General features: G+C 45.6%; 13 protein-coding genes and 2 pseudogenes. 6 read left to right on the forward strand and 9 right to left on the reverse strand.

Annotated elements, in window-relative coordinates; genetic code table 11:
* Positions 1 to 113: 113 nt before the first annotated feature.
* The 3 genes from AC0L6N_RS05100 to AC0L6N_RS05110 form a co-directional block, all read right to left on the reverse strand.
* Complete coding sequence (locus AC0L6N_RS05100) at positions 114 to 1,625, reverse strand: hypothetical protein (RefSeq protein ID WP_473479471.1); 1,512 nt, start codon at positions 1,623 to 1,625, stop codon at positions 114 to 116.
* Positions 1,626 to 2,071: 446 nt separating this feature from the next.
* The gene (locus AC0L6N_RS05105; protein ID WP_473479474.1) at positions 2,072 to 3,322 is read right to left on the reverse strand and encodes a Vgb family protein; all 1,251 of its coding nucleotides are present in this window, start codon (positions 3,320 to 3,322) and stop codon (positions 2,072 to 2,074) included.
* Positions 3,323 to 3,494: 172 nt separating this feature from the next.
* Entirely contained in the window at positions 3,495 to 4,175 is a 681-nt protein-coding gene (locus tag AC0L6N_RS05110; RefSeq protein ID WP_011574271.1) for an SDR family oxidoreductase, read from the reverse strand.
* A gap of 333 nt (positions 4,176 to 4,508) precedes the next feature.
* On the opposite strand from AC0L6N_RS05110, the gene AC0L6N_RS05115 reads away from it, so the two are divergent.
* The gene (locus AC0L6N_RS05115; RefSeq protein ID WP_473479477.1) at positions 4,509 to 5,735 is read left to right on the forward strand and encodes a threonine/serine exporter family protein; all 1,227 of its coding nucleotides are present in this window, start codon (positions 4,509 to 4,511) and stop codon (positions 5,733 to 5,735) included.
* 46 nt (positions 5,736 to 5,781) lie between these two features.
* Here the strand turns inward: AC0L6N_RS05115 and AC0L6N_RS05120 are convergent, their stop codons facing one another.
* From AC0L6N_RS05120 to AC0L6N_RS05130, 3 genes are all read right to left on the reverse strand, one after another.
* A complete protein-coding gene (locus AC0L6N_RS05120) occupies positions 5,782 to 7,413 on the reverse strand; it encodes an FMN-binding glutamate synthase family protein (RefSeq protein WP_473479480.1) in 1,632 nt (543 codons plus the stop codon).
* Between the two features lie 177 nt (positions 7,414 to 7,590).
* Complete coding sequence (locus tag AC0L6N_RS05125; protein WP_473479483.1) at positions 7,591 to 7,962, reverse strand: VOC family protein; 372 nt, start codon at positions 7,960 to 7,962, stop codon at positions 7,591 to 7,593.
* Between the two features lie 191 nt (positions 7,963 to 8,153).
* Entirely contained in the window at positions 8,154 to 9,038 is an 885-nt protein-coding gene (locus tag AC0L6N_RS05130; RefSeq protein ID WP_473481254.1) for a LysR substrate-binding domain-containing protein, read from the reverse strand.
* A gap of 233 nt (positions 9,039 to 9,271) precedes the next feature.
* Between AC0L6N_RS05130 and AC0L6N_RS05135 the strand changes: the two genes are divergently transcribed.
* The 3 genes from AC0L6N_RS05135 to fghA all read left to right on the forward strand — a co-directional run bounded on the left by AC0L6N_RS05135 (position 9,272) and on the right by fghA (position 11,847).
* A complete protein-coding gene (locus AC0L6N_RS05135) occupies positions 9,272 to 9,598 on the forward strand; it encodes a DMT family transporter (RefSeq protein ID WP_473479485.1) in 327 nt (108 codons plus the stop codon).
* 144 nt (positions 9,599 to 9,742) lie between these two features.
* Complete coding sequence (locus AC0L6N_RS05140; RefSeq protein WP_473479487.1) at positions 9,743 to 10,867, forward strand: S-(hydroxymethyl)glutathione dehydrogenase/class III alcohol dehydrogenase; 1,125 nt, start codon at positions 9,743 to 9,745, stop codon at positions 10,865 to 10,867.
* Positions 10,868 to 11,004: 137 nt separating this feature from the next.
* On the forward strand, positions 11,005 to 11,847 hold the full coding sequence (gene fghA, locus AC0L6N_RS05145) for an S-formylglutathione hydrolase (protein WP_473479489.1): 843 nt from the start codon (positions 11,005 to 11,007) through the stop codon (positions 11,845 to 11,847).
* Between the two features lie 77 nt (positions 11,848 to 11,924).
* On the opposite strand, the pseudogene AC0L6N_RS05150 reads toward fghA, so the two are convergent.
* Positions 11,925 to 12,140, reverse strand: a pseudogene (locus AC0L6N_RS05150) (LysR family transcriptional regulator); the annotation flags it as partial.
* Here AC0L6N_RS05150 and AC0L6N_RS05155 point away from each other — a divergent pair.
* Positions 12,134 to 12,799 (forward strand): annotated as a pseudogene (locus AC0L6N_RS05155) (DUF4437 domain-containing protein); the annotation flags it as partial. The pseudogenes AC0L6N_RS05150 and AC0L6N_RS05155 overlap by 7 nt on opposite strands.
* A gap of 234 nt (positions 12,800 to 13,033) precedes the next feature.
* On the opposite strand, the gene AC0L6N_RS05160 reads toward AC0L6N_RS05155, so the two are convergent.
* Entirely contained in the window at positions 13,034 to 15,763 is a 2,730-nt protein-coding gene (locus AC0L6N_RS05160; protein WP_473479491.1) for a hypothetical protein, read from the reverse strand.
* Between the two features lie 268 nt (positions 15,764 to 16,031).
* On the reverse strand, positions 16,032 to 17,339 hold the full coding sequence (locus AC0L6N_RS05165; protein WP_473479494.1) for a short-chain fatty acid transporter: 1,308 nt from the start codon (positions 17,337 to 17,339) through the stop codon (positions 16,032 to 16,034).
* Positions 17,340 to 17,639: 300 nt separating this feature from the next.
* Between AC0L6N_RS05165 and AC0L6N_RS05170 the strand changes: the two genes are divergently transcribed.
* Complete coding sequence (locus tag AC0L6N_RS05170) at positions 17,640 to 18,566, forward strand: bestrophin family protein (RefSeq protein ID WP_473479496.1); 927 nt, start codon at positions 17,640 to 17,642, stop codon at positions 18,564 to 18,566.
* Positions 18,567 to 18,573: the final 7 nt, after the last annotated feature.

Here is an 18,573-nt window from a genome sequence, read left to right on the forward strand (position 1 = left end):
TCAAAGCGTATGATGCAGATGTCGGCTAATGTGAGTCTTGGGTCGTCACTTGATATGTGAATCAGCGCCATAGCAGGGCAATCCTTTACTATGGCGCGAACGCGATAAACCAATTAGTTAACTTGGTTTTGATCCACTAATGTCATGCTGAACCCGGTTGATGCGCTGTCATCTGGGGCAAAAATCAAGAACTGCTCAACACTGTCTTCGTCTAATGTCAGTTGGAAGCTGTCCATGATGATATCGCTGCCTTCGATAGTAGCGATGGCGAAAACATCGTAAGTGTTATTGATAAGCGTGATAGAGCTATTGCTTTCTTGTAAAACAGACAGGGTATTATCAGCCGTAGAAATCACTTCGTCGTTCTCAACAAAGTAGAATTTCACGCGGCTGAAGTCGTCTGAATCACTCAAGTTGACCACTTTGATTCCATGGCTATAAATACTTGAACTGCTGCTCTTGGTGATGGTTAAAGACTTGATGATAGACTCGTAATTATCAACGATACCGTCTTCGTTTTCATCGATAATATCGTCTTCGTCATCATCAACTGCGTCCGTTTTTGAGTATAAGAATACAATATTGTCAGCGTTTTCTTGCAAGCTTAGTAAGGCATCATGGATGAACAATTCGTCATTATCTGCATTTAGAATGTCGAATGAATAGTCACCGTTCGAGGTCGTCGTCGTTTCACTGAATTGGCCGTAGCCTAGATCATCGACCATCAACTCGCTTTCATCATCTAAATCAACATTTAAGTCGACTACACCTGTGTAATCAGGAATGTATTGGTTGGTGGCGATGCCGTTGTAAAAACCAAATGAGGCTTCAGCGTCAACATCGTTTAGCTCAGTAACACTGTTTACACCGATACTGTCGATGGTAAAGGGTGAGCTGCCTACACCCACGTTGTCACGCAGTACCACAACATATTGGCTGACAACAGAATATGAAATATCTTCAGAGGTAAAGATTGGCTCGCTGCCACCTGGCTCAGTGATGTAGAAAATATACTGGTCTTGTTCAATCTTAATATTGTCAGTAAGGCTGTTGAGTTCAACGGTTGATACGAACTCTGCTTCATTGAACGTTTCGTTATCTTCAGAGATGTAAACATCCACAGTTGAATAATCAGTGTTTAGGTTTAGAAAACGCACGTTAAACAAATCATCGTCGTCATCATCATCGTCATCTACCACAGGGATATCAAATGTGAGTACGTTAGGCGAACGAATATCGTCAGTAAGGGCAACAAAGGTAATCACTTCGTTTTGAATTTTGTGCTGCTCTTGATAAATCACTTCAAGATCGCTGCGATCGCTGCTTTCTTCGTCTTGCCAACCAAGCTCAACCCAATAAGTGTCATTGTCCAGGGCGTTGTTCGAAGTCACATTGCCGAACGTCACTGCACCATAGGTAATTTCAATTTCGTCGTCGTCATCTTCATCTAAATCTTCATCAACGGTGAGATACACTGCTGGAGCGTTGTATGAGGCGTTGTAAAAGCGGATGTATCCAGTGTTGTCATCGTCACTTGAACCACAGCCAGTAAGAGACAATAACGCAACTCCCAAATATAGAGCAGGGGAGCGAATTATCGACGACGTCGTTTTGCTTAACTTCATTGTATCTCCAGGTTTATTTTCTTAGGTGAGAAGCGGTCATATTTCACCTAAGGCTTTGTTTAATTGCCATTGTGACGTAAGGATAAAACGTTAAGTTCATTGGCTATGAGGCTCTTTACATAACCTTTACCTTTCTTGGCAATCACTGACACTTCTATACAAATGAAGACAAAAGTCTGCGGAAAATTTGAGCGAAATAGTTGGATTTAACTAGTTGGATCGCACTGGCTACTCATTGGTTACAGCTGAGCTGAAAGAAATGCCCAGCGGCTTTTGCTCTGCATTCTCATTATTTGAAAGGGAACAACCATTACTACCCAGCGACGCCTTGCTCAAAAGCCGCCGGACGCATTCTGAGGGGCATGTATTAATGCGGATGGGTATGAATAGATTAGGTTCAGATGTGGTAAGAATAAGCGGCTCGAACGAACCGCTAAATAACGGAATTAGTCCTTTTTGGTCTCAGCCTTCACCAGAATAATTCGATTAGTCGCGCTTTGGTGGATGAGCAGATTACCATCACGGGTTGGGCGCATGTGGCGCACGATACCGGCGTAGATGTGCGCGTCTCCCTCTCCAGTGGGAATGGGCCAACTTTGAAAGGTTTGTGCTTTGCGGTCAAAACGAACTAAGGCATCAGGGCGTTTACCTGATTCGTTGTACCAAATAGCATCACCAATGACCGCGATAGCGTAGGGGTGTGAGTTTGGCCCGCTGGGGGATGGCCATTCTTTGACTTCGCCATTGTTAGGGTTGAGTCGACCTAAGCGACCACGCCCTGAATTAACGTACCAGATCATGCCATCATCTGCGATGTCAAGGCGTCTGACGGTGGTGTTCTCATTTGGCAGTGGGTACTCACTGATTGCCATGCTTGTTGGGTCTACTTTGACTAAGCAATTACTACCGTTGCACGCCACCCAAGGTGTGCCCTTGCTATCAATTTTAATGCCGTAAGGGCGAGCGTCTTGGGTGGGCATGGTGACTAATTTGATTTCCCCCGTGCTGGGTATCAAGCGGCCAATCATGTTGCTGTGCTGCAAGGTAAACCACAGTGTACCGTTGTCATCAAAAATAGCGGAGTGGGGGTCTTTCGCACGCGGGTCGGGCATTTTATATTCGGTGATCTCTCCTGTTTGCGGGTTGAGCATACCCAATGTGCCGTTCTTGTTGCCTGTGTACCAAATGTTACCTTCTCTGTCGTGGGTGACGGTGTGTGGCATGGCGTTAGCCGGCAAGGGGTATTCACGCATCTCACCGGTTTGTGGATTTATGCTCCCAATGAGATTCCCCCACTGGCCAGCCCACCATATCGAACCATCTGGCGCTTCAATTGGGTCTCGGGAACGCTGGCCCAATGTGGGTACCACCCATTCTTCAAATGTAACAGAGGTGTCGCCCTCCACCAGTTGCGGGTTGCGATGCGACGTTGGAGGAAAGTGTTCGGCTAAATAAGCAGTGATTTTTTCGCGGTTCGGATTGCCGTCTAAATTGACCATGGTGGCAATCAAATGCTGCCAACCCGTTTGGTTGTAGCCAGCGCTAGATACAATACGCTCGCTGGTATGACAAGCATTGCAATGGGCTTCAACCAATTCTTTGCCAGATGTATCTGGCAAAGACTGTGCAAACAGAGACCCTGTGCTCAGTAAAGGACTTAATCCTAGGGTAAAAAAGGCTTTCGCTAGATGCTTCATATTTCCTCCTAAATGAAAAATACACAACCACGGCGCCACTAAATCACAATGCCGCGTAGCCAAAACGCGTCGCAATTACTTCACCTTGTAACCACGACGCCACATTCCGTGTCCTCCGGCTTGAGCGTACCCCAATGAAGCGGCTATAGATTTGCCTAAGGTCTAGCCTAGTCTAGTTTGTTGGCATTAAGAAAATTTCGCGAACGCAATTTCGCTTATCAGCCTCCACGGCAAATAGCACGGCATCGGCTACATCTGCAGGAGCGAGTTTGTCTGGCTTTTCTTCATCGAAAAATGGTGTATTAACCATGCCTGGGGCAATAGTTGTGCAGCGGCCGCCCCATTCTGCCATTTCTTCTGCTAAATTTTGCCCAAACCCATAGGCAAACCATTTAGTTGCACCGTAAATCGAACCTTTAATGGGACGTCTGCCAGCCGCTGAGCTGGTAATGATAAACTGCCCTACGGACTCCCGTAGGTGAGGTAACGTGAGCTTAGCGGTGTAGAGCAAAGCATTGATGTTAATTTGGATCATGGTATCCCACTCGTCGGGATCGCCTTTCTCTGTGCCAGATGTAGACACACCCATACCAGCGTTGGCAAACGCCACATCCAGTCGACCAAATTTGTTGATTCCTTCTTTTACCACTTTCTCAAGCTCGTGAATATCGGTGGCATCTGCGGCGACTGCAATAGCATGGTCAGCGCCAAGGTAATCGACTAATTCATCTAACTTTTCTTGTCTTCTAGCGGTCAACACTACTTTGTGGCCATTTTGGACCAATATTTTGGCTGTCATCTCGCCGATACCACTGGATGCGCCGGTAATTAATACGACTTTTTCTTTTGCCATGTTACTTTCTCCTAGTGATGTAAAATTTATTGTTTTTTTCTGTTACTACTAGAGCTGATGGTGTTTTGATCAAATTCAAGCCAGATAGACGAAGTGACTGAATGATGAGATGTAAATAATCGTGTAAGTGGAACTACCTTGGTCTATCGATCAGGAACCAATATAGAGATGCTGTTCTCGCTCGTAAGGATTAGTTTTTATAATCCAATGTGAGTAAAAAATGTGCGTTGTGTAACACATTAAATGTCACTAGAATCCGCGAAAATTTAAGTTAAGTCGTTAAATATGAGCGATTTAAAATAATCGAATTAGGTATCAAAAAGGGTGCGTGAAGTGAATACTGCAGAGTTTATTCAAATTCGAAAATTTATCGTTAAATTGGGCATTATGTTGCACAAATATGGTACACCTGCGTTTCGCTTAGAAGCTTACCTAACTGAGCTTGCGACCTATTTGGGGGTTCGCGCATCCTTTATTGCCACGCCCACGGCGTTGACGTTTGTGATTTGGAGCGACAGGCGGGAAGATGAGTACAACCATTCTGTCCGAGTACAGCCTGGTGATTACGATATGAATGCGTTATCCCGCACTGATGAGCTGGCGACGCGCTTGCTCGCTGGCGAAGTCGGTTTAGAAGAAGCTGATCACCAACTTGACGTGATCAATGAGATGCCTAGCCCTTATGGCAAGATTTTAACCGGTCTAGGGTTTTGTGCTGCACCGGGCGCATTTGCTATGTTGATGGGGGCTAGCTGGCAAGAGATCCTCTGGACGTCATTGATCGGCTTAGTGGTTTACTTTCTGGTGTTATGGTCACAAATTTCTCGCCGAGTGACGCTAATGTTAGAGCCAGCGGCATCTTTGGCCGCTGGGTTGATTGCTTGTGCGATTAGCTTTTATTTTGATCACGGGATGAACATACCGCTGGTGGTGCTCTCGTCCGTGATCATCCTTGTGCCGGGCTTAGCCTTAACCATGGGGCTAGCTGAGTTGTCATCACGTAATTTAGTTTCTGGTACCGCGCGCGTCATGGATGCGGTGATGCAACTATTTAAACTCTATTTTGGGGCATTTCTGGGGATCAGCATCGGCTTTGGTTTCTTTGGCCCAAATGAATCATCAGTTGCTACGTCTTTACCGGAATGGACACGCTGGTTCGCCATATTAATGTTGTGCTTGGGCTTAGTGGTTATCTTCAGAACACGGGTTAAACATATTCCGTGGACCTTGCTTTCCGGTTTTATTGCGTATGGGGCGACGGTGTGGAGTTCAGCATATTTAGAGCAGGGCTTAAGCACTTTTGTGGGGGCATTTGCTCTTGGTATATACGCTAATTTATTCACCCGAATTGCCCACGCACCAGCGTCATTGGTGAGTATGCAAGGCTTGATTGTTTTAGTGCCAGGGTCGAAAACCTACATAGGTTTGAATTCCTTTGTATCTGGCCAAGACTTCGTGCAAGCAGAGCATATAGGGCAGGAAACCTTCTTAATTTTTATGTCGCTGATTGCCGGTCTCATATTCGCTAACGTCGTCATGCCCACAAAAAAGGCGCTGTAGAATTTATTTATTCTAAGCGCCTAGTGTTGGTTTAAAGATGCCAGGGTTAACTCACTTCTTTTAACCCTTCGTCCGTCTCGGCTAAGTACTGTTTCGGATAAAAGCTATCTGGGCTGGCTTCTTTAAGTGCCTGAGCAAACTTGCTCGGTTTTTCATCATCGAAAAAACTGCCCGGCGTGGGGCTTTGGTATATTTCATCGAAGCGGCGCACTTCGGTTTGACTGACACGCCTGAAAATATGTGAGCGATTAAGATCCTCTGTGTTACGTAAGCCTGCAGACGCAATAATTTCTAATGCCGAATTTACCGTGGCCTTGTGATAACGCGCCACGCGATCGGCTTTATCTGGCACCACTAAACCTCTAGCTAATTTAGGGTCTTGCGTGGCTATGCCTGTTGGACACTTGTTGGTGTTGCATTCTAATGACTGTACACAGCCTAACGCCACCATCATACCTCTGGCGCTGTTGCACATATCTGCACCTAGGGCGAGGTTTTTGACCAAATGAAAGCCACTGAAGGTTTTACCACTGGCAATAACGCGAATGTCTTTTTTCAAATCGAAGCCAACCAAAATATCACATACGAATGATAGGGCTTCACGCAATGGCATGCCTACGGAATTTGAGAACTCAAGTGGAGCGGCGCCAGTGCCACCTTCACCGCCATCCACTGTGATAAAATCTGGTTTGATACCGGTTTCAACCATGGCTTTACACACAGCAACAAATTCGCTGGCCCGGCCAATACACAGTTTAAAGCCCACTGGTTTTCCACCAGATAACTCCCGTAGTTGTTTAACGAAGTGCATCATTTCAATAGGTGTTTCAAACGCGCTGTGAGATGGCGGCGAGTCCACTTGCGTGCCGGGCTCAACAAGGCGAATTCTAGCAATTTCATTGGTGTTTTTATCAGCGGGTAATAGGCCGCCATGGCCTGGTTTTGCCCCTTGGCTGAGTTTAATTTCAATCATCTTGATGACATCTTTGTGGGCAATTTTTTGAAATGCTTCAGGAGCAAAATTGCCTTCTTTATCCCGACAACCAAAATAACCGGTACCAATTTGCCATACAATATCACCGCCGTTTTCTAGGTGGTAATCACTGACACTGCCTTCACCCGTGTTGTGGTAAAAGCCGCCTATGGCCGCGCCTTTATTAAGTGCTCGAATGGCGTTATCGCTCAGTGCGCCAAAACTCATGGCGGAGATATTGAAAAAACTGGCTTCGTAAGGCTGGGTGCAATCGGGGCCACCAACGGTAATGCGCGGGGCAGGGCGTTTGCTGTCATGGTGCTTTGCTGCCATTGAGTGGCCTATCCATTCGTAGCCCACGCGCTGGGTATCGATTTTTGTGCCGTAGGGGTTGGAGTCCAAACTGCCTTTTGCTCTTTGGTAAATCAATGAGCGGAACATACGGGTAATCGGTGTGCCGTCGGTTTCTGATTCGAAAAAATACTGTCGAACGAAGGGTCGAATGCGCTCCATTATCCAGCGGCCGTGACCCACAACGGGAAAATTACGTAAAATGCTATGCCGTGTTTGGTGATAATCGTAATAACCTAATGCCACGATCGGGATCAGCAGTACGAACAGCCAAAGCGCGGGGAGCCACAACAAGCTCAGGAGTAGAACGACCACAGCTGACCAAATTGCAATTTTTATCAGTTTTGTTTCCATTGTTGCTCACTATTGTTTGTTTTTAAGAAAGTCGATACATATCAGACCCAAAGATTTATTCAATTCGTTCACGTATTTCAGTTAGGTTGTTCAAATATGTTCAGTTAGACCTGTAAAGTCCAATGGGTTGTGTTTCCATATTTTTCAATCAATTGTCTTAATAACGCAGAGGATTAATTATCTGTGTTGATCGACCAATATGGGATTTCCGTCTGGGTCAGTCATCATAAAGCTGCCTGGGCCGACCGTGTTTTCAGTGACGTCGCTCATAAAATCAATGTCTTTGCTTTTCAATGCTTGCTGAATGTTACGCACATCGGTGAAGGTTCCTGTGGGATTGCCGTGAACGTCCCAACCTGGGTTGAACGTCAGCGTGTTTTTTTCGAACATACCTTGAAACAAACCTATGGTTTGACCGCTATTTCTTAGGATTAACCAACCTTGTTTTTGGTCACCTCCTACTGCCGCAAAGCCCAATTTCTCGTAAAAGGTTTTGGATAGAGCGATGTCTTTAACGCTTAAGCTAATTGAAAAAGCCCCCAGTTCCATGTTGATCTCCTTTGTTCTCAATTGCTAGCAAGCACGACTGCCCATTTGCGTAATGACGAGCATGCTTTGTGTACACTAACGCTAGCATTCAAGATCAGTTCACGCAAAGGGCAGTCATGAAAAGGGCAGTCTTGAGTTGACGAGTCTGATGGCTTAATACCAACGCCATTAAATAATTGGCCACTTAGCAATTATTTAACGGAATTGGTATACCCTATATGCTCAGCTAGATAATCCACTAAGGAGCGAATTTTGGGTGATAAATGCCTGTTACGCGGATAAATCGCCCAAATACCTTCTTCGGATTCGCGATAATTATCTAATAAACTGACCAGGGCGCCACTTTCAAGATGTTCTTGCACGTAGTAGTCTGGCAGTTGCACTATGCCCAAGCCTTTGAGCGCAGCGTCCACTAAACTAAACCCACTGTTATACCTTAGCCTGCCTTTCACGCGGATATTTCGCTCTTTGTCGTCGACACGAAAGTGCCAATAATCTAGGGTGCCTAGCAAGCAGCTGTGTTTACTCAGCTCAGATAAAGAGTGCGGGAAGCCGAATTTTGCCAAATAGGCAGGGGAGGCGCACACAGAGTTGGTGCGAGTCGCGAGTTTTCTTGCCATCATGGATGAATCGCTTAATTTACCGAGGCGAATGGCCAGATCATATCCTTGTTCAACTAAATCGACTTTTTGATTACTTAAATAGGCGGTGACTTCTACCTCTGCGTACTGGAGCATAAAATCATTTACTAACGGCAGTATTTGCTGCTCACCATAGGTCACCGGCGCAGTGAGGCGGATTTTGCCTTGGGGCTTCGATTGTAAATTCGTGATGGCGCGCTCAGCGGCATCGAGTCCGTCAAGTACGCTGCGACAATGTTGGTAAAAGAGTCGCCCCTCGTCAGTTAGTGACACTTTTCGCGTGGTGCGATAAAACAGCTTCACGTTTAATCGCGTTTCCAGCGCGCTGATCTGGCGGCTGACTTGGGCGGTAGAGATAGCTAAGTTTTTTGACGCTTGAGTAAAACTCTCGGCTTCGGCCACATAAACAAATTCGTTGATCCCTTCCCACTGCATCATTGTTACCTGTGAGTAAAAGTAATTTACTAAATCAGTATATTATCATTTGTGAAGAAATAAATATAATGCGTCCCATACTCGCGAACGAGCGTGAAAACAAAAACCAATGGGCGTTTTGGCAGAAGCTTAAACTTAGCACTAGTGCAGCGGACAAGATTCGTTAACTAATTCGGGTCATGACGGAAATATTTCTGTCAGCGCGGCGCTAATACACTACGTAAGGAGCAAAGATGAGTTGGGTATTTCTAATGCTAGGTGTGGTCGCAGAAGCCATGTCACACGTTGCGTTAAAAGAAACGGATGGTTTTACTAAACCTTTACCCAGCGTATTGGTGTTATTGGGGCACGTCGCGGCTTTTATGTTTTTAGGACAAGCGATGAAAGGCATGCCTATAGGGATTGTACACGCGTTGTGGGCTGGCCTAGCGATTGTCACCGTGACCTTGTTGTCGACCGTAATTTACCGCCAACATTTAGATTTAACCACATGGTTTGGTATGGCATTTGTCGCCGTTGGTGTGGCGATGATCAATTTGTCTCAAGGCCATAGCCATTAAGTACAAGCCCATTTTTACGCCTTCAAGGTGTGGTTTAAATGAACGAATCGCAGCACCCAAGGCGACTATTTTTACTAACGCAATTTTATTCACGAAAGCGAATTATTTCCGTAAGCAATTTATTAACTCAAAGAGAGGATCACTATGTCAGATCAATTTATAAAATCTAAAGCCGCCATTGCTTGGGGCCCTAAGCAGCCATTGTCGATTGAGGAAGTTGACGTCATGCTTCCGCGCAAAGGCGAAGTACTGATTAAAGTGATTGCGTCTGGTGTGTGCCACACTGATGCGTTCACTTTGTCTGGTGAAGATCCAGAAGGAATTTTCCCGGTTATTCTGGGCCACGAAGGTGGCGGTATTGTTGAGCAGGTAGGCGAAGGCGTTACCAGCGTGTCGATTGGCGACCATGTTATTCCTCTTTACACCCCTGAGTGCGGTGAATGTAAATTCTGTTTGTCTGGTAAAACGAACCTTTGCCAAAAAATTCGGGAAACCCAAGGTAAAGGCCTGATGCCTGACGGCACCACGCGTTTTTATAAAGATGGCCAGCCTATTTTCCATTACATGGGGTGTTCAACGTTTTCTGAGTACACTGTGTTGCCTGAAATTTCATTGGCAAAAGTGAACAAAGATGCCCCCTTAGAAGAAGTCTGTTTGCTAGGCTGCGGTGTGACTACAGGCATGGGGGCGGTCATGAACACCGCAAAAGTAGAAGAGGGCGCCACTGTGGCCATCTTCGGTTTGGGTGGCATTGGCTTGTCAGCGGTCATTGGTGCAACCATGGCTAAAGCCAGTCGTATCATTGCTATCGATATCAACGAAAGTAAATTTGAATTAGCCAAGAAATTGGGGGCAACTGATTTTATTAATCCAAAAGATTATGACAAACCCTTACAAGACGTGATTGTTGAGCTAACAGATGGGGGCGTTGACTACTCGTTCGAGTGTATCGGCAACGTCAATTTAATGCGCTCTGCACTTGAGTGCTGCCACAAAGGTTGGGGCGAGTCTGTGATCATCGGTGTGGCCGGTGCTGGGCAAGAAATTGCAACCCGCCCATTCCAGTTAGTGACAGGTCGTGTATGGCGCGGCTCAGCATTTGGTGGCGTGAAAGGGCGTTCTGAATTGCCAGATTATGTAGAGCGTTACTTGCAAGGTGAGTTCAAACTGAGCGATTTCATCACCCATACTATGGGCCTTGAAGACATCAACGAATCTTTCGACTTAATGCACAAAGGCGAAAGTATCCGCAGCGTTATTCATTTCTAAGCGAAAGCGACTGCTTGCTCTTGAGCGAGCAGTCATGCATTTGCGCTTTTAGCAACAACACGTAGCAACTTCACGTTGCAACATCACGAAATTCTACAAAACTACAAGAGGCTCCTAGCGGAGTGTTAGGCACGCTTATGACAATTGAAAACTTATCCATCAATAAAAGCTTTGGTGGTTGGCACAAACAATATAGTCACCCATCCAAGACTTTAGATTGCACCATGCGCTTTGCGATTTATTTACCGCCGCAAACCGCAAACGGTACTAAGGTGCCGGTTCTGTATTGGTTATCCGGATTGACCTGCACCGATGAAAACTTTATGCAGAAAGCCGGTGCACAGCGTATCGCAGCTCAGCTGGGCATCGCCATTGTGGCACCAGACACCAGCCCTAGGGGGGACGATGTGGCCGATGCTGAAGGGTATGATTTGGGTAAGGGCGCTGGCTTTTACGTGAATGCGACCCAAGCACCTTGGGATCGTCATTATCACATGTATGACTATGTGGTGAATGAACTGCCTCAGCTGATTGAAGCCACATTTCCCGTGTCAGACAAACGCGCGATTGCAGGCCATTCAATGGGCGGTCATGGGGCATTGACTATCGCCATGCGTAACCCCGAACGATACACATCAATGTCGGCCTTTAGCCCGATCAGTAACCCAGTAAACTGCCTTTGGGGGCAAAAAGCCTTCACCGCATACCTGGGGAATGACATGGCTAAATGGCGTGAATACGATGCCAGCGAATTAATGCGCAGTGCCACGCAGTTCGTCCCTGCTTTGGTTGACCAAGGCGCATCAGATGACTTCTTAAGTGAGCAGTTAAAGCCTGACGTTTTGCAAAGTGCAGCTAAGGCCGGCGGTTATCCGCTAGAGCTGAATTTGCATGAGGGTTATGACCATAGTTACTACTTTATCAGCAGTTTTATTGAAGCACATTTTCGTTTTCACGCAGAGCATTTGGACAAGGCCTAGCCTAAAGCCAATGCTCTGGCAGGCATCCTAGTTGGTTCAATACTCAAGAAGGTGAGCGCTTGCGCTGACCTTGCCCCTCACTCCGCCTTTGGCCATTCTTCCTCGGCTTTTGGCCACTCTTGTTCGGATAAGAGTTGGTTGGTGCTTAATTGTGTTCTCAATTCGTTGATGTTCCGTTTCAGTTCATCTCGAATGAGGCGAATAGCGGGGGAAATTAACTGGCGACTGGGTAGCACTAACCACATTTGGGTTAACGGAATTTTATATTCGGGCATAAGCCGCTTAAGCTGACCTATGGGGCGATCGCACCGCAGATACTGCCACGGGTATGTCGGTCCGTTTTAACAAAGGGTTTGAGTCTCCGCCGCACATTCACAACATTACTTATCGGGGTATTGTGATCGAAGGCCAAATGCACAATGACGACCCAAAACCTGAAAGAATGTGGATTCCAGCGGGCTCTTTTTGGACGCAACCAGCCGGTGAAGATCACACTACAGCGGCGAATGCCGATACCAATTTAATTTATCTTGAAATTGACTCAGGCCCATTCTTAGTCAAACTCTCAAGTGAAAACTTTGACAATGGCGAGCGCCCGTTAAATCTGCACACAGACAACATAGTGTGGCTAAACGACAGTGATTTGGATGATATTCACGTTGATGGTGTGCAAACCACTTACCTATGGGAAAGCACGGCAGATATGAATGGTTCGATGATCAAATTGCCCGCGGGTTTTAAAGGTGATGTTAAAACGGATGCAGGTGAGTTTCGCGCCGTCGTCATAGCCGGTGCGGTTGAGTACAGCTCAAATGAACAAAGCGAAGCTCAAGCGTTAAGTGCAGGCAGCTATGTAGAATCAAAAGGGAATTTTACCCACAGTATTGCAAACAAAGCAGATACCCCAGCGGTTATCTACATTCGCACTAATAGCCACTACCACGTTAACTAGATTGAGGTCAGCCCTTGGCAATATTAGCTATAAAGATTGTTTTAAGGAGTAACGCAAACAGGGCCAATATGCGATGTGACAAATATGAGTTCTGTCATTAACTAATGTCCTTATGGGCAGAGAAAGCATAAAGTTTGGGGAGCTGCCTAAGCAGCACCCCAAGTGTCACATCTAGTGTCTCAGTTGATAGGGGCGAAGATAGATTAAGTGCTCAATAGCACTTAGCCTTCATCATTAATGAGTCATCATCATTCCAGCATCGGTTGAAATCAATAATGAATGTGATTCTGTGTCAACCTTTCCCCATTTAATGGCATTTTTGTTTGCCCAACCTGCAGTTCTTGCACTGCCTACAAGTCTCGCTTTGCCTGCAATTGCCGCGCTCTGCCAAATCAAAGTACCGTTATCAGTATCTATTTCAACGATATAGGTTTCGGTTGCAAGCTGGTCAATACGGTTACTTTCGACTAAGGCAAAAACATTTTTGGAGTTAGGGGCCTGCACTGCATCCATGAGTTCGAATTGAGCGATATCAACTGATGATAGGAGGTTGCCGTCCAGAGATAATTTAGTAATGTGATCGTAATTTACATCGCCTAAACAAGTGACTTCGTCTGTTCGAGGTGCGGCAATCAACTTATTACAATTCCCTCTGTAAACTTCAGTGCTACTCGCGCGAAGTGATAGTTTTCCTGATGATAATGAGAGAAAATGCACACGTTCGTAAGTGGATAGAACAATAACCTGGTTTCCCTGTGTATCTGTGGTTGCAATAACGGAGATAATGCGACTTTCTGCTGCCCATGTATCAATGACAGTGTCATTTGCTACGTCATAAAGCGTCAACTTTTCTTGCTTAACCGAGATGACATCATCGTTTAAATCACCGTTCAGATCTGCTATCGCGAATGTACTTATATCACCATCGCTGTCAGCTCTTTGAACATACTCTTGTACTATGCCACTGTCTAAATCAATGATATCTAAGCGAGTGTCGTTCAAATCTGCACCGAGTGAAAATAACTCATCGTGTCCGTCACCGTCACTGTCCCCAACAATTCCTAGATTGAGACGTGTCAAGTTGCTGGTTATTTCATCACTAATGGTTACTTTACCTTGCTCAGTCATCAGTGCATAACGTTGTCCGCCCCACTTAGTGGGGATCACAAATACTGCGGCTTCTTCGGTCGGATTGATCTGTGCCCAGCCCGCAGGAGCATGCCTTGTCAGTTGTGAAGGTACATCGCTAAACCATGTTACTTTATGCTCAGGGGCTAGACTTGCAACGACTAGCTTATCTTCTGCAGTCGATTCTGTTCCTGCCCCCCATATCATTTCATCCTGCCCATCATTGTTCACATCACCGATTGCGAACCCTTTTTCGCTGCTACCGATCATGTCAAGATACCAGCGTTTGTTATACGAGCCATTAGATAAATCAAAAGCGTTAATGTACCCCCACCCACAATTACCAATCATAATTTCTTTTTCAGGATCAGTATCAAGGTTAGCTGCAGCAACAGGGCCGTAGCAGCTGTCAGTATTCTCTAAAACAGCAATTTGAGTGCTGTTCTGAATATTCCAAATGATTACTTGAGTGCTTTGAGAACTGGCTATTACTTCGTCAATCCCGTCATTATCTAGGTCTTCGACAGTTAGAGAATAGGTGAAAGCTTCAGGCTCGAACCACTGACGCTCTCCTGATTGAATGTCATAAACTTCACCCGTTGAGAGTACAACTTCTTTTGATTCATCGTTGTCTACATTGCCAATGAACATTTCAACGCCGTAGCCCTCTTCTATATCCGCTCTGAATAGCTCACTATTAAAGTCATCATCATAAACTACCAATTGATGTGTACCGAAAAACTCACTTTCTAAAACGACGACTTCTGGCGCGGGGTCGCTATCAATATTATCGATAATAAAGTGCTTTAGTAACTGGTCGCTTTGCAACTTAATCACAGGTGGCAGCGAGAGATTTTCAACATGTAGAATCTTGCTATCAGCCATCACAAAGGCCTCTTTGACGCCATCTGCGTTGGTATCAAAGACCGACAAACGTGACAACTCACTTGTGCGTTTAAGAGAATATGGATAAGTAAAAGTAGACTCATATTCTTCACCATTAGCCTCAACGATAGATAGATTACCGAGTCTGTCCAAAATCAAAATCTCATTGTCATTGTCGCCAATGAAATTATCTATTTGCATACCGTTGGACGTATAGGCTACTGCAAATCCTTGCCGCAGCGAGGGAGGTTTGAAGTTGTTCATTGATACATTAACTTGCACTACGCTGGGTACGACAACTCGCTCTGAGGTAAAGGCAAAATTCACCGTATTACTTTCACTTATCATGGGTAATACGGGTGTCCAGGTGACTTGCCCATTAGCATCTATTTCCATGCCCGTAGGGCCATAAAGTAAGGTTATGGGGGCGGTTGTGCCAGTATCAGCAGAGACAGTGAACGTAATTTCAGTGCCTACCTGAATGAGACTAGGTAAGTCGGATATCTCGAGCTTAACCTCACGTTCCAATTCAAATATTGCTGTACCACCTGTATTAAGTTCGAACCAATTCATTTGTTGAGATGCTGAAAAGTCCGCGAACAATTCCACATAACTGCCTACGATATTTTCGTATGCCCCTTCACAGTCGTATTTTTGGTTTTGCTGTTCAAACGTCAGCGTTAAAGCATGTCGATCTCTGCTATTTGTAGTGCTATCGAAATCATAAGAGCCAGCAATGACAGCTTCTGCAGAGAGTATTTTAAACGAACCGTCGGCATTGAACTCGAACGTTTCAACGCATTGATTGGGATATTCGTAGAACCAAGTTGCTATGATGGAGTTGGTCTTTTGGGCTGGGGAGGATGTGCTTCCCTCGGAGCCTGAGCCTCCACCTCCACAAGCGGTCAGTATTACACTAAATATCATTACAAGCGGGATAAGCCTAGTCATGGCAATCTTCCTTAATTACTGCAGTAAACTGCTTTCCTAAATTACAATAGCAACAGTACCTTAGAGTGTTATTAGTCCCCGTGGTATGGTGTGTACTATTATTATAAAACACGGCAAAAGTGTGCCAAATCCACGCGATAAAGCCAGAAAAATTAACCACTTTTTGCTAAATACTATTAAAACCTGTTAAATAGTATTTTTACTTCCATATCGTTCTGCTAAATGCTGCTAACTCAATGTAATTACCCATTTTTTTAAATTTTGAATTTTACACAAAGCGCAATACTAGCGAAATAATGATCCCGGTTATGACAAGCTGAACTAAGCAAAATCCCATAATATCTTTGGCTTTGAGCCCTGCAATGGCTAGCACGGGCAAAGCCCAAAATGGTTGAATTAAGTTTGTCCACGCATCGCCCCATGCTACCGCCATCGCCACGCGGCTCACGTCTGCGCCTAATTCTGCGGCAGCAGGCAGAATAACAGGCGCTTGTACCGCCCATTGCCCACCGCCTGATGGCACAAAAATATTGACGATACCCGCACTGATGAAGCTCCATACGGGGAGTGACTCGGCGCTAGCAAAGCTGATAAGCCATTGGGATAAACTTTGTGCTAATCCAGATTGCACCATGACCGCCATAATACCCGCGTAAAACGGAAACTGAATAATAATGCCACTCCCACCGTGCACGGCCTGTTGAAGACTGTGCAGCAAACGTTTAGGGGTGCCGTGTAAGACGATGGCTAAAAACAAGAAGAGGCTGTTCACGATATTCAGATTCAGGCCGCCGCCTTGAGCAAAGTAACTCACTAGGTAGGCTATACCCACAAAGCCGACTAACACAGCTAACAGCTTACTGTTCTCAAGTTTATCTGCTGGCCGAGTATTTTCGGCGCTTGGCATAGGGTCATCTTGCAGTTTATCTGGACTGACAATAATGCTCTCGTCAGCAGAGGGCATCATCAGGCGATTAACCAGAGGCACGACGATAAACAACATCCCAAGCAGGATCAGATTAAAGCTGCTGAATATAGTGCTGCCTGTAGTGATCACGCCGATTTGGTCCTCACTGAAGTGGCCAGGCGTGGCAATGGTCAGTGGAATTGAGCCTGCTAATCCGCCATGCCACACCACAAACCCAGAATAAGCACTGGCCACTAATAGGCGATAATCTACATGGGTCTGACGGGCGAGGGCTTTAGCAAACAATGCTCCTATGACTAAACCAAACCCCCAATTGATCCAACTGGCGGTGAGTGATACCAAGGTCACTAAAATAATAGCTTTACCCGGGGTATTTCCCAGCGTTGCCAGGCGGCCTAATAGGTTCTTCATTAATGGCGTATTAGCCAACATAAAACCGCTGACTAATACCAATAACATTTGCATAGAAAAGCTCAGCAAACCCCAAAATCCATCACCCCATTGGGTAATAACGCTTAAGACAGGTTGCTGTTCAAAAATAACCGCAGCGCCGATTGTGACTAGCGTCAAGATAAGCACAAAAATATAGGGATCGGGCAGATAGCGCTCTACTAGTTTTGTAAAGGGCTTCGCGACATGGTTAAGCATAAAGAACGCCTATAACATATTGATAACAGAAGGTATGTTAGCGCATTTTAAGTCAATGTATATGCCTTGGTATTGCGGCTAGAAAGTCAGTGACAGAACGGGAGACAAGGCGTCATATGTCGATTTGCTTATGTTCTTGATTCAGGTGTTGCCTCTGGTGCTGCTTCAGGTGCTGCGTCTGGCCCAGGATCAGGCTAGATATGTGCAAATCTAATGATTCAATCTATTAACAAACACATTGGCACTTTTTCTTTATAATACCCAGCTTAAGGCATTTATAATATCTAGCTCGAGACTCTTATGATAGTTCGCGATACTCCTCACTCGTTTCGATTGTTTTTTATTTTGCGTGGGTCGGTTTTACCGCTTATTTACGGGAAAATTCTATTTATCACCTTACTGGGTGTGGCAGTTGCTGTAGCGCAACATTTCTATCCTAAAATATTCCCAGATTTTACCCTTGCGCCTGTGGCTTTGTTTGGTGTGGCGTTGTCTTTGTTTCTTGGTTTTCGCAACAATGCCAGTTACGACCGCTGGTGGGAGGGGCGTAAACAGTGGGGGCAATTAGTGGTGGCGTCTCGTAGTTTATCCCGTCAATTGATGTCCTACATTGATAGCAGTGAAAAAGCGGGCATCGAGTCGCAAGAATATACCATCAAGCTCAGCATAGCGTTTTCTCACGCACTGCGACACCAGCTTCGCCAGACTGACCCATGGCCCGATATACAACAGTATGTCACCGAGCAAGACACAGTATGTCTGCGCCAAGCAAACAGTTTACCGGATGCGATATTACGTATGATCGCGCTAAAAATCAGGCAGTGCCGAGAGCAAGGCTTGTTGTCAGACATTTTGCAAGCGAGCTTAAATGAGCACATTACCGCAATGGCTGAAGTACAGGCGGCATGTGAGCGCATTCAGACTACGCCGTTGCCATTTGCGTATATGTTACTGGTGCAGCGCACAGCCTATTTGTACTGCTTTATTTTACCCTTCGGTATTGTGGCGTCCCAAGGATTAGTCACGCCTTTGTTCAGCGCCATTATTGCCTACACCTTTTTTGGTTTAGATGCATTAAGCGAAGAGTTGGCCGCGCCTTTTGGCCTGTCTGCCAATCATCTGCCTTTGCATGCTATTTCTCGCACGATAGAAATCAATCTGCTGGATATATTAGGGGAAAAGCCATTGCCTGAACCTATTGAAGCAGAAAATCACCGCCTAGCCTAGGTGCGTT

The sequence above is a fragment of the Paraglaciecola sp. G1-13 genome, from assembly GCF_055809255.1.